We start from the raw sequence: 11882 nt of genomic DNA on the forward strand, positions 1-11882 counted from the left end.
ACGAGCAACGGTAATAAAAAACGATGACGGAATTGAGTCATCGTTTTTTATTAGGATAAACCTTTTTTATTGGTAATGAGAGATGCTAGGTAGTTAAACATACTGTACCGCCTTAATTTTGGGATACTATGTTATACGAAATTGTGTGCCTTTTTACTATTAAGGACGATTATAATCATCATCAGGGGTAACATCTTTAGGCTCACGATTTGAATAGTAGTGTGTTTTTCTGGGTGCATCAGGAATGATGATCCAAGCTAAAATATAAACTAATGTGCCAGGAAATGCTGCTGAAAAAATTGAAATGAGGACAAATATGATTCGGACGATAGTAGCGTCCCAACCAAAATAGTCAGATACGCCACCAATGACACCACCGATCATACGGTTGTCACGTGAACGTGTAAATGCTTTCTTTTTTGTCATGATAAATAATGCTCCTTACTTAATAATATGTTGTCGTGTATCTGCAATATAGTAGTTAATTGCCACCTAGTTGAGTTAGTATACTTTGATTGTACCAAAGTTGGTACTAGCATCAATCGTGAATTTAGGGTCAGTACCATAGAAGCCGCGTTTGTAACCCGTAGTATTTTTGTCAAAATGAATATTATTACGATGTTCAATTGTCACAAGACCATTGTTTGAAGATAGGTCGAAATTAAAATCCTGATTTTCAGGAACTGTCACACGAATTGAACTAGAATGTGCATGTAGCTTTAGATCATCACTTAGTTTAGCTATGCGTAAACGTAGGGAACCGGAATTGGCGCTGAATTGTCCACCACCGGTAAAATTATCAACTTGAATTGATCCAGACGTTGCACTAATTTTAGCGTGAGGAATGGTTGTGTTTTTTAAGTTAACGTTACCTGATTTATCAAATATTTCTGCTTTTTCGAAATTAAGCGTATCTGCTTTAACTGTGCCTGAATGGATTTCCCAAGCGGCGTTTTTGGCTTTAAGCTGCTGACCGTCGAAACTACCAGATTGAATGACGAGATTAAATGTACCAAGTGATAAATTAGATGCAGTGACACGACCGCTATGGTTAATACTTGTGATACGACCCGTATTGAAGTTTTTTGGAAACCCAATATTGATTAATGTTCGGACATGAAATAGTAGGGGATGGTCACCCTGTGAAACTAAAACGCGATCGTCATTTTCTTCAATATGAGCAAAATATCGTGAATTATCACGGTTAAAGTACTCGTCGACAGTTATGAGATCTGTTTTATCATTGGTGTAAAAATTAACAACTGCATCTCGGTAATCAAAAACAAACTGTTTATCACTGATAGGAATTTGAGCGTTATGATGGGCGGTTGCCCAAGATGGGGACTGGTTGGTATTGCTTGCATCATCAAAATGAGATGAATGATTATTGTTGTCATCGTCAAATTTATAGTATTTTTTACCAATACGTGCACCATCATGGTCAACATGAAGCCAATCACCAAACTGCACTTTGTCATGTTTACCATCGATGACGATATCATCACCTAAACGAACACCTTGACCATCAATATGCAGATTACCAATATGAACACCATCATCTGAAATGTCTACAAAGGGTTTCTTTTTCGGCTCATCTTTGTCAGTTGATTTTTCGGTGTTATCTTGACTTAGATCGCGCAGAACAACGTCAATATCACCTAACTGATCAAAAGCATCATCAAGTGCCTCATCGTGAGACTTATCTTGTTTAGCGAAATCTTGATAGGCTTCCATGAGATCAGCAATTAACTCTTCCTTAAATTCGGTTAGTTGCGCGTTGGGCGTGTACTTTGAAAAAATAATGTCTAAACGCGTGCGTATTTCCATTTCAATTGATGTCATAGTGATACTCCTTCATGCATATTGCCAGTGATTAGTTGGCTAATAACATCCTTCGCAAATTCCCATTCCTGTAAGGCCGTTGTTAATTGTTGTTGACCAGACGTTGTAATTTTATAATATTTGCGGCGTGCCCCCTGTGTTTCGTCACCCCAATAACTGGCGATGGCACCACCTTTTTCTAAACGTCGAAACGCTGTGTACAGTGTGGCTTCATTCAGCTCATATTGCTGATGGCTTAGCAGACGAATAGATTTAGAAACTTGATAGCCATAGGAATCACCTTGGCTAAGAATATTTAGTATAATCGTGTCAGTATGACCACGAATTAGCTCTTTAGAAATAGCCATTTTATCACCTTTCTATGGATTCTAACTATATCATAAAACAAATTACTGTGGTTGTCAAAGTAATTTGTTTTATAATGTAAAAAAAGCCACCCAAAAGGATGACTTTGACGTTAGGATTTGATTAACATCTCATGGATTAATTGACGCGTGGCCTTGTCGCGTGTAAACAGGGAGACAGTTCGCATAAAAGGTTCAGCCAGTTGTTTCATTGCTAAGCGTGTCGGGTCCTGGGTTATTTTATTAACGGCGACTGATTTGGGTAGAATTGTCACATAATCAGAATTTGCAACCATAGCAATCGTAGATTCACTATAATCTATTTCAACCATATCAGGCAAAGATTTATTGTTTATCTGGTATATTTGGCTTATTCTCTGATGAATGGGACAGTATTTTGGGTACATGAGCAATTTTAAGTGATTCAAGTCAGTCGCATCTAATGTTGGCCTGTTGAGAGTGACTAGATCCTTATTTTTTTGTGAATAGACTAAATAATAGCGTTCTTCAAATAACTGTATCTCTTCGAATTGACCAGTAAATTCTTTACTAAACTCGTGGTCAATTAAAATAGCATCTAATTGACCTGAATTAAATGGTGTAATGAGGTCATAAATCTTATTAGTCAAGGTGACTTCTTTCAGGTCAGATAAATAGTGACTAAAAAAATTGGGATACATATTGGAAGCAATACTGTCTAAAGCGCCCAATTTTAAATCAGCTAGGGACACTTGAGATTCAGTCATTAAGGCGTGCATGTTTTCGAATTGTTGGATTAATTTTTTGGCCTCCAAGTAAAGGTTTTGTCCGTCTAAAGTTAAAGTCATACCTTGAGCACTTCTTAAAAAAAGTTGTTTGCCATAATAGGTTTCGAGTTGCTTAATTTTTTTACTAATAGCTGGTTGCGTCATCCTTAAAGCGTCACTGCTTTTATTGATACTGTGGGCATCATTGACAGCCACTAAAACGTATAACAGTTCTATATTAAAAGAAGTGTCAGTTATCATAAGTTTCTTCCCCCTGAGAAAACATTATCAACATATGCCATAACGTTATAGCCCCTATTATAAATCATATATTCCGCTTTGCAAGGGACAATGATAAACTTTTAACAAGGTTGTTGAGATGTTAATAATCAAACCTAAGAGGGTTTAAAGTATGTCTAAGAAATATGTGTACGGCTTGATTTTGTGTTTAATAGCAGTGTTGTCTTGGGGTGGTATGTTTCCAGTCATGGCACCAGCATTAAAAATTATGGATCCATTTTATTTTACATTATTACGTTATGGGAGTGTTGCTATCATTTTTGCAATTATTCTGGTTATTGTGGAAGGTCCCAAAGCATTCAAAACAGAAGGGCATGCCATTAAACTTTGGGTGTTTGGGACAGCGGCCTTTTCAGGATTTAGTTTTCTTGTGTTCTTAGGACAACAGCTTGCGGGACAATCCGGTTCAATTATTGCCTCTGTTATGATGGCTATTCAACCATTGCTGGGTGTTTTAGTAGGGTGGTTATATCGTGGTGCAAAGCCAACTGTAGCATCACTTATTTCAATGGTTATCGCAGCAATTGGTGTGTTTATGGTTGTGACTAAAGGGCATATTAGTGTCTTAATATCTGGACATAATACGCTGTTGGCAGTCGTATTTATCTTACTTGGCGCTTTATGCTGGGTGATATATACTGCCGGTGGTGCAGATTTTCCTGAGTGGTCGATTTTACGTTACTCAACGCTAACCGCAATTTTAGGTGTTTGTTCAGTGATTGGTGCAATAAACGGTATTTTATTTATGAACTTAGTGCCAATTGTGGCGTTTGTTATTACAATTATCAATGGTTACAAGGTCTCAGCTTTTGAGATTATTGGATGCTTGATCACAATCAGTGCGTTAATTGGTAATAATATTTATAATCGGTATGTTGCACATAAGAAATTAAATAGTAAAATTTAAGTAGCAACAAAAACAGGTTTAGTGTGAAATCAGTCGTAGCAATGGTACACAAACTTTTAAAAAAGAAATTGGTTGATTCATTTGAGGTGATAAATGTTTGAAGATGTTAGATTACAAGGGCAAATATTAATGGAAATGGCAACATTTTTAGGGGATTCGTATATCAAACCAGTATCATTAGCACTTGTTATACAGGACCTTGGAGGGACTGAGGAGACTTTTTCCAATGTACTAACAAAAACACATCAGCTAGTACATAATAACGACATTAGTCAGTATACTCTAGCCGATTTTAAAGCATTTTATCAGAAATTAGAGCCAGAAGTGTTTAAAGATGTTAGTGATGTTATTATTGTTAAGGTATTGAATGGCTTATCGTGTATGTATATTGATGACTTATACCCAATTGCAAAGAACATCACACAGATATATCAACTTGATAATAAGTTACCTGGCATTTAGAACACAAAATTCCTATAAGGCATATGTATTAATTTATTTATTTGAGGTGATAAATGTTAGAAGATGTTAGATTACAAGCGCATATACTCATGGGAATTGCTACTTTTTTAGGTGATTCATATGAATAGACCTATTTCATTGGCACTGACAATACAAGATATGGAAGGCACTTGAGGATACCTATTTTAATGTATTGGCAAAAACACACTATTTGATTCTTAATACTGATATTAGTAAGTATACTCTGGCTGATTTCAAAGCATTTTACCAGAAGTATTTAGGGATGTTAGTGATATTACTATTGTTAAGATATTAAATGCTTTAGCAATTATGCATGTTGAAGACTTGTATCCAATTGCCAAGAATATAACGCTTAAATATCAACTGGATAATAATATACCTGGCATTCAGACCATAAAATCGTATTGCTTCTAATTCTTTAGTTTAGTATTGGGTAGTTTAGGCTTGGCAGGAGTAGTGGCTTTTTCAGTTGATTTGAGCAAAGCATCCGCTGACTCTACGTCAACAATTGTGACTGCACCTTTTCCAGTTACACAATCTTTAATTCAAATGTCTGAGGGCGGGAGTGCGACTTATGGCCGTTGGGAATATAAGTATACGGCTCAACCGTACGCGCTTTTTTATAATAGTGCTAGAGATCAATGGAAGATGGTTCAAGTGACATCATATACACAACATACGGTTAATGTCATGATTGACGGATATCAAAAAACATATGACAGATGGCTTCGAGGACAGTACGCGCCATGAAATTAAAAGTTAAAGGAAATATATGTTCAAAACAGCTGATAAACGAAAATATTTACTAGATTTTCTAGAAAAACATCCAAACTTAAATCATGATGAAAAAAAAGTAATCTCAGATACTATTAATAGTCTGAACGAACCAAAAGTATTACCATATCGTGAAATGACGGCAATGACCAACGAACTTCAGAAGTTGTCACTCTATGGTAAATTATCAGATGATGGTAAAATTCTTTTAAAACAGTTAAACCGTAGTAATTGGTTTTTTGGATTGTATTATAATATTAGGTTTTTTGGATAAGCAAGTACTTTGGTTATTCCAGTAGTAAGTGTTGCTTCCAACACAGATTATATCACGTCTAATTTGATATACAGAAAAAATAGCATATGCGAAAAAAATGTATTCACCAGTTTAACAAACCTGTGGATACATTTTTTAGTCCGTTAAGAAGGAACAATGAGGTTATTAAATTAAGAGTTCTCAAATTTTTTGGGCACATTAATATTAAAATATTTAAATTTTGCATATAAAATCACAATATCTCGTCTTTGTAGCCACTTTAGCTATAAATTTACAGTAAACATTGATATAATATTACTATTGGCTTTTTGACGAACGTATTACAAAGGGGAAAAGAAATGAGTAAGAAGAACAAAGTAATCATTGCCATTGTCGGAACATTGGTTATGATGGGTATTGGCGTGATGAGCACACTTGGTGTGACAGAAGTTAATGGTGTTAAAGTAGACGAACACGCATCACAATTTATGATGATCACAGCAATTGTGTCTGGTATCGTTAGTGTAATCGTAGGCGCATTGTTTAATAAATTATTTATTTGGTTGTCACAACTTGGACAAGAAGACAAGCAGTCTGTTTCGTTTCTAACATCATGGTACGCAACAGCTATTAGTGGGTTACCATTTGCTATCGTTAATATCTTTTTAGTGACTGTACTGAGCCTATACAAGTCAGGCAATACAGTGGCTTCAATTATTAATGCTGTGGTTAGTGCAGTGATGTACACATTACTTTTACGTCAAGAAAAAGTGATTACAAAACGCACACAAATCATTTATATTGTAATTATGGTTGTACTGACTGTTGCGTTGACCGTTGTATCTGGCGCATTGCTTAAAGCATAACAAACTGAACGTACAGGTATTGAGGGGAGTAGTATGAAACGACGAACTAAAGTCACTTTAATTGTTACAAGCAGTGTTGTCGCTGTTGCTTTATTAGCAGTGACTGGGGTGACAATGTATCAGAAAACGACACACAAGTCAGAAGCAACAGTAAAAGCAGGCTACCAAACTTACACAGTGACCACATCGCCTGATTTATCAATGACTGGAAAAGTGATTGCTAGCAAGACACAAACACTGAATATACCAACTGGTAAGTTACAACAAATTAATGTTAATAATGGTCAAACTGTTAAAAGTGGGGACATTTTGCTGACTGTAACGAATACAGACATGCAAGAGGCCATTGATAATCAAAACGATATGATTTCTAAATCAAATCGTGCGGTGAATAGTGCTGCAAGTGCACTAAAAAGCGCACAACAGAGCTATAATCAAGCGGAACCAGAATCGAAAGCAGCGTTAAAAGATGGTGTTGCCCAGGCACAACAAGCGGTGACTGATGCTAACGCAGATGCTCAAGATGCACAAAATAAGCTTGTTGATCTACAAACTAAGCTCAATGTAAATGTAACGGCACCTTTTGATGGGATTGTTTCAGTTGATAATAATACAAAAGATGGGTTGCCTGCTTTAACCATGAACACGACTGAAAAAATGTTACAAGCAACCATTTCAGAGTACGACTATAATAAGGTTCACAGCGGTGACAAGGTAACTGTGACAGGCATTGATGGCACACCCAATCAAACAACAACCATTGATAAAATTGACCAAATTCCTGCAGAACAAAGTAAAGGTACCACATATTATCCTTTTTCTGCGCATGTGAATGATAACTTTTTATACGGACAAAGTGTGAAAGTGAAAGTACCACAAAATGACCTCAAGGTGCCAAGTACTGCTGTTTATAAAGGGAGTCTCTATAAAGTGATCGACGGTAAGGCTAGTCGTATTAACGCTGATGTTACTAAAACGGGGACAAGTTATATTGTTAAGTCGGGCGTTGCTAAGAATGAGAAGGTTGTATTAAACCCAGATAGTCATTTAAAAAATGGTGAGAAGATCAATGATTAATTTATCAGCGATTAGTAAAAGTTATCGTCAAGGTAATGATGATTATCAAGTGTTACATGACATTAATTTACGCATTCAAGCTGGTGAATTTGTGGCGATTATGGGACCGTCTGGTTCAGGTAAGTCAACATTAATTAACATTATTGGTTTTTTGGACCAACATTTTGATGGTGGTTATACATTCAACGATGTGGTTGTGAGTGAATTGAATCGCAAGCAACATGCACAGTTGCGTAATCAATCTGTCGGTTTTATATTCCAAAACTTTAAGCTTATTACAAATCAAAGTGTTGGTGAAAACGTTGGGCTACCATTATTGTATGCTGGTATGAAGCGTCGAGATATTGTTGCGCGTGTCAATGAAGTTTTGGCACAAGTGGGATTACCTGGTAGTTATCATAAATTACCTAAAAATCTCTCTGGTGGGCAACAACAACGTGTTGCGATTGCTCGGTCAATTGTGACAAAACCTAAATTTTTAGTAGCAGATGAACCAACTGGTGCGCTAGATTCGGTTACTTCTGCAGAAATCATTGCCTTGTTTAAGGAATTGAATCATCATGGGACAACGGTTATTATGGTTACTCATGATGAACATGTTGCACGTGAAACAAATCGATTAATCAAAATATTAGATGGTCGTATACAAAGTGATGAGGAGGTGCAACATGCAAATACGTGAATTATTTGTGAGTGCTTTTCGATCACTACTGTCTAATAAACGACGTAGTATATTGACTATGATTGGCATTATCATTGGTATCGCTTCTGTGATTACTATTTTGGCACTAGGTGATGGTGCGCGTGTGGCGATGATGAAAAATCTGCAAGCTAGCACCAGTGGGGAGCAATCCACAGAAATTAATTTTGTCTCAAAAGACGACAAAAAAGTTCCCGGATTTAGTGATGATGATTTAAATCGTATACGTGAAAATAATAAAGTCAGTCATGCGAGTGTCCAATCGGATGATCATGGTATCTTATCTATTGAAGGTGTCATTAATGGTAAAAAAATATCACCAGTTGTTTATTTGAGCCAGAATGCAAATCATGATCATTTGATTTCAGGTCAGGGCATTAGCAGAAAAGACAGTTTAATTAGCAATCCGGTTGCTTTGGTGAGCCAATCCATGGCTAAAAAAGGTTATCAGAGCGCAAAGAATGCTTTGAATGCTGGTATTGAATTGAATGGCATAACGTACACAATTGTTGGCATCATTAGCAATGATGCCATGCGTGGTAGTTATAATAACTATGATGTTGTTGTGCCACGCCAAGTGTTTGAAGCAAGCAATGCTGATGTTTCAGCAAATACATTGAAACTAACATTTACTGCTGGTGCCAATGTATCAAAAGAAACGCAAAAAATTGCGGATCAATTGAACAGCAGCGGTTCGCAACATAATGCTGGGTCATATGAATTTTATGACATGGCGGCTATGTTGAAAGGTGTTAGTGCTGTGATTAAAGGCATTACCTACTTTATAGTAGCTGTAGCTAGTATTTCATTATTTATTGCTGGTATTGGCGTTATGAACATGATGTACATTGCTGTGAGTGAGCGCACGCAAGAAATTGGAATCCGTATGGCAGTTGGTGCCTCACAACGGCAAATTTTATGGCAGTTCTTAATAGAAGCTGTCATGTTAACGTTGAGTGGTGGTATGATTGGCTATCTTGGTGGGCTAGGCATTGCCATGGGTGTTTCTGCTTTCTTACCCTTTAAAGCAAGCGTCTCCATATCTACATTTTTGTTAGCATTTGGGACGTCAACTATTGTCGGATTGGTATTTGGTATCCTACCGGCTAAAACGGCAAGTAATAAGAATTTAATTGATATTTTGAGATAAAATGTGTTTATTCATACGATAAAAGCGTTCAGATTGATAGTTATTTGCTATCAATCTGAACGCTTTTTAGATCTAATTTGTATAAGAGTCGGTTACATCGTTTTTTAAATAAGAGTTCACAACTAAAAAGATAATAATAGCAAATCCTCAAACTAACAATTTGTTAGTTTGAGGATTTTAAACAATGCTGGAACAAGTTAATTACCAGCATTATCGTAGCCTTCGTTTATATCATCATCTGGCGTCTTAGTCCAGCCAGCTTTTTCCGGATCAATCCACTGATGATGGCCATTTTGATCAGGGACATCGAAAGGACCATCGCCAAAATAATAACCGCTACCGTTTGGATCAATCCAAGCGTTGCTTGTTGGTTGCTTATCGTTTGGGTCAGCCAAGGGTCCAATTCTCATTTGATATTCGGCACCACTTGGGCGAGATGAACTCATTGCGTTGTTATTATTTTTATCTGATAGCTGATTTGTCGTTTTACGGCGGCTTATCGTTTTTGATTCATGATGATGCGTGTGTTGCTGTTGTAAGATATAGCTACCAAAAGTGACTACAAGGATAATCATAACTATTATGTTTAGTTTTGAATATTTTTTTATACGAGTCTTCTTAATTTTAAACATCATACGCCTTCGTTCTAGAAAAGTGATAACAATAGGTGATCACTTAATTAAATCATAAAATTGTCAAAAAAGATAGACGTTAGTCATTTTTTAACTTATTTAAAGAGTCTAACAGCGGATGGTATTTATCAACTTGCAACCTATAAATCAGCTTTTGCCAATGGTTTAGGTAGTAAAATAACGCGATTGGTGCAATATGCGTTATATGTTAATATGAAAGAATACTTGGCTACGAAGGGTACTACCAGACCCGCAATTACCGGTACTTTAGATAGCACGACGCAAAATATTTTAAGTCAATTCCAAAGTTTTATGATGTTAGATCCGGTTCAAAAAGGCCAACCAGATAGTACAACGATGTATTCATTGATGTTATCTAGTGGTAATCCAGCTCGAAATTTCTTTGGCATGGATACTTCTTATCAGCTAGATAGCAGCATGATTAAAGCACTTGTGGCTTATGAAGTGAATTACGTTGGTCGATATTTGACAGGTACGGTGGGCAGCGGCGCCACAAAAAGAAATAAAAACCTGACGTTGAACGAAGCACAAAATATCATTAAAGCTGGCTTGAAATTGGTGCCAATTTATCAAGATAATAATCCTGATTTGAGTTACTTTAACTATAATCAAGGCTTTAAAGATGCGCGCTTGGCAGTAGATGCTGCGCTCACTATCGGTATTCCTAATGGTCATACAATTTATTTTGCTGTTGATATGGATATGACTGACGAAGAAATTACTGCAACAGCGATTCCTTATTTCCAAGGAATTGCCGCAGGTATTAGTCATTATAACATTGGCGTCTATGGGACAAGAAACGCTAGTTCACGCGTTTCACAGGCAGTGCCTGCAGTACTTTATAGCTACGTTTCTAATATGTCAACAGGATTCTCAGGTAATCTAGGATTTTCACAACCAACCAATTGGGCCTTTGATCAATTCTTTGAAGATGGTGTCGGTGTAGGAACCCTACCAGCGTTGGATCGTGTGGCAGTTTCAAATATAGATAAAGGTGTTACGAGCTTAGTTAAAGCAACAGCCCGAGATTGGGTGGATGATACTAGTTGGGGTTTGATTAAAAACTTGATTGCTAGTGGCAAGTTAGTTTATAATGGACCAACATACACGTTAACTGAGTCTAATCCATTTTTAAAAATTGATGTGTCCTATAAAGCCGCCCTATCTGTAGGGAGTATGCCTATTTTAACGCCAACTGTTGCGATTAAAAATGGGAAAATCGATTCGTCATTATTAAATTATTTAGTTAGTGTTGGTGGGCCTATTAATGGGTTTGTTTTGTCAGGCACGCTCGATAAATATACTGCAGGTATTAAATCAGGATATATCAAGGTTGGTATCGACGGCACATATAAATTAAGTCAAGGTACGCCAGGGGTGCATATGATGGTAGAAGTAACTGGAAAAGACCCAAAGGCTGCAAAACAACCTGGAGAAATTGACTCAGCAGTTGTGTTTGATATTTATATGAACAATTCACCATTGGCGTTTGCAGCTATGGCAGAATGGACTGCTGAGGATGAGGCAAAGTTTAAGGCGTCATTAGATAGTACACTCAAAGTAACAGCCATTGCAGGTGTTGTGGCTCTTGTGGCTGTTGGCGCAGTCGCAATTTTACCGGTGACTGCAGCTACTGTTGGAGAAATAGTGACAGCAGCTATAGCTAGAAAAGGAGTTGTATCTATCTTAGAAAAATCTCTTGGTATGTTGTCAGCAGCATGAGTTTACCTCTTAATTAAACAACAAAAATGATGACTTACTATGTATAATGGTTAATAGTATAAAGT

Annotated in this window: 14 protein-coding genes; 9 read left to right on the forward strand and 5 right to left on the reverse strand. The window is 36.7% G+C overall.

Features of this window, described 5'->3' with window-relative positions; translation table 11 throughout:
- Positions 1 to 159: 159 nt before the first annotated feature.
- The 4 genes from LKI_RS03430 to LKI_RS03445 all read right to left on the reverse strand — a co-directional run bounded on the left by LKI_RS03430 (position 160) and on the right by LKI_RS03445 (position 3193).
- The gene (locus LKI_RS03430) at positions 160 to 426 is read right to left on the reverse strand and encodes a PspC domain-containing protein (RefSeq protein WP_013102758.1); all 267 of its coding nucleotides are present in this window, start codon (positions 424 to 426) and stop codon (positions 160 to 162) included.
- A gap of 75 nt (positions 427 to 501) precedes the next feature.
- Positions 502 to 1842 carry a DUF4097 family beta strand repeat-containing protein gene (locus LKI_RS03435; RefSeq protein ID WP_013102759.1) on the reverse strand — a complete coding sequence of 447 codons (1341 nt, stop codon included), beginning with the start codon at positions 1840 to 1842 and terminating at the stop codon, positions 502 to 504.
- Positions 1839 to 2189, reverse strand: a complete 351-nt coding sequence (locus tag LKI_RS03440) for a PadR family transcriptional regulator (protein ID WP_013102760.1) — start codon at positions 2187 to 2189, stop codon at positions 1839 to 1841. Before LKI_RS03440 ends, LKI_RS03435 begins: the two co-directional genes overlap by 4 nt.
- Before the next feature lie 110 nt (positions 2190 to 2299).
- Positions 2300 to 3193: a LysR family transcriptional regulator gene (locus LKI_RS03445; protein WP_013102761.1), complete on the reverse strand. Its 894-nt coding sequence runs from the start codon at positions 3191 to 3193 to the stop codon at positions 2300 to 2302.
- A gap of 151 nt (positions 3194 to 3344) precedes the next feature.
- Between LKI_RS03445 and LKI_RS03450 the strand changes: the two genes are divergently transcribed.
- The 8 genes from LKI_RS03450 to LKI_RS03485 all read left to right on the forward strand — a co-directional run bounded on the left by LKI_RS03450 (position 3345) and on the right by LKI_RS03485 (position 9442).
- Entirely contained in the window at positions 3345 to 4139 is a 795-nt protein-coding gene (locus tag LKI_RS03450) for a DMT family transporter (protein ID WP_013102762.1), read from the forward strand.
- 93 nt (positions 4140 to 4232) lie between these two features.
- Complete coding sequence (locus LKI_RS03455) at positions 4233 to 4601, forward strand: hypothetical protein (protein WP_013102763.1); 369 nt, start codon at positions 4233 to 4235, stop codon at positions 4599 to 4601.
- Between the two features lie 465 nt (positions 4602 to 5066).
- Positions 5067 to 5372 (forward strand): hypothetical protein, encoded by a 306-nt coding sequence (locus LKI_RS03460; protein WP_242651985.1) that lies wholly within the window; start codon positions 5067 to 5069, stop codon positions 5370 to 5372.
- A 22-nt stretch (positions 5373 to 5394) separates the two neighbouring features.
- The gene (locus LKI_RS03465) at positions 5395 to 5670 is read left to right on the forward strand and encodes a hypothetical protein (RefSeq protein WP_013102766.1); all 276 of its coding nucleotides are present in this window, start codon (positions 5395 to 5397) and stop codon (positions 5668 to 5670) included.
- A gap of 338 nt (positions 5671 to 6008) precedes the next feature.
- Positions 6009 to 6515, forward strand: coding sequence for an MFS transporter (locus LKI_RS03470; RefSeq protein WP_013102767.1), 507 nt, complete (start codon positions 6009 to 6011; stop codon positions 6513 to 6515).
- 33 nt (positions 6516 to 6548) lie between these two features.
- Entirely contained in the window at positions 6549 to 7592 is a 1044-nt protein-coding gene (locus LKI_RS03475; RefSeq protein ID WP_013102768.1) for an efflux RND transporter periplasmic adaptor subunit, read from the forward strand.
- Positions 7585 to 8274 carry an ABC transporter ATP-binding protein gene (locus LKI_RS03480; protein WP_013102769.1) on the forward strand — a complete coding sequence of 230 codons (690 nt, stop codon included), beginning with the start codon at positions 7585 to 7587 and terminating at the stop codon, positions 8272 to 8274. The genes LKI_RS03475 and LKI_RS03480 overlap by 8 nt, the downstream gene beginning before the upstream one ends.
- Complete coding sequence (locus LKI_RS03485) at positions 8261 to 9442, forward strand: ABC transporter permease (protein WP_013102770.1); 1182 nt, start codon at positions 8261 to 8263, stop codon at positions 9440 to 9442. Before LKI_RS03480 ends, LKI_RS03485 begins: the two co-directional genes overlap by 14 nt.
- A gap of 197 nt (positions 9443 to 9639) precedes the next feature.
- On the opposite strand, the gene LKI_RS03490 is transcribed toward LKI_RS03485, so the two are convergent.
- Entirely contained in the window at positions 9640 to 10017 is a 378-nt protein-coding gene (locus tag LKI_RS03490) for a hypothetical protein (RefSeq protein WP_242651986.1), read from the reverse strand.
- A 117-nt stretch (positions 10018 to 10134) separates the two neighbouring features.
- Between LKI_RS03490 and LKI_RS03495 the strand changes: the two genes are divergently transcribed.
- Positions 10135 to 11817, forward strand: a complete 1683-nt coding sequence (locus tag LKI_RS03495) for a glycoside hydrolase domain-containing protein (RefSeq protein ID WP_013102772.1) — start codon at positions 10135 to 10137, stop codon at positions 11815 to 11817.
- Positions 11818 to 11882: the final 65 nt, after the last annotated feature.

This window comes from Leuconostoc kimchii IMSNU 11154 (genome assembly GCF_000092505.1).
GTDB lineage: Bacteria > Bacillota > Bacilli > Lactobacillales > Lactobacillaceae > Leuconostoc > Leuconostoc kimchii.

Bases quoted from the DNA above. Each gene is read 5' to 3' on its own strand.
- LKI_RS03430 (WP_013102758.1), bottom strand. From the start codon at position 426: ATGACAAAAAAGAAAGCATTTACACGTTCACGTGACAACCGTATGATC.
- LKI_RS03435 (WP_013102759.1), bottom strand. From the start codon at position 1,842: ATGACATCAATTGAAATGGAAATACGCACGCGTTTAGACATTATTTTT.
- LKI_RS03440 (WP_013102760.1), bottom strand. From the start codon at position 2,189: ATGGCTATTTCTAAAGAGCTAATTCGTGGTCATACTGACACGATTATA.
- LKI_RS03445 (WP_013102761.1), bottom strand. From the start codon at position 3,193: ATGATAACTGACACTTCTTTTAATATAGAACTGTTATACGTTTTAGTG.
- LKI_RS03450 (WP_013102762.1), top strand. From the start codon at position 3,345: ATGTCTAAGAAATATGTGTACGGCTTGATTTTGTGTTTAATAGCAGTG.
- LKI_RS03455 (WP_013102763.1), top strand. From the start codon at position 4,233: ATGTTTGAAGATGTTAGATTACAAGGGCAAATATTAATGGAAATGGCA.
- LKI_RS03465 (WP_013102766.1), top strand. From the start codon at position 5,395: ATGTTCAAAACAGCTGATAAACGAAAATATTTACTAGATTTTCTAGAA.
- LKI_RS03470 (WP_013102767.1), top strand. From the start codon at position 6,009: ATGAGTAAGAAGAACAAAGTAATCATTGCCATTGTCGGAACATTGGTT.
- LKI_RS03475 (WP_013102768.1), top strand. From the start codon at position 6,549: ATGAAACGACGAACTAAAGTCACTTTAATTGTTACAAGCAGTGTTGTC.
- LKI_RS03480 (WP_013102769.1), top strand. From the start codon at position 7,585: ATGATTAATTTATCAGCGATTAGTAAAAGTTATCGTCAAGGTAATGAT.
- LKI_RS03485 (WP_013102770.1), top strand. From the start codon at position 8,261: ATGCAAATACGTGAATTATTTGTGAGTGCTTTTCGATCACTACTGTCT.
- LKI_RS03490 (WP_242651986.1), bottom strand. From the start codon at position 10,017: ATGATTATCCTTGTAGTCACTTTTGGTAGCTATATCTTACAACAGCAA.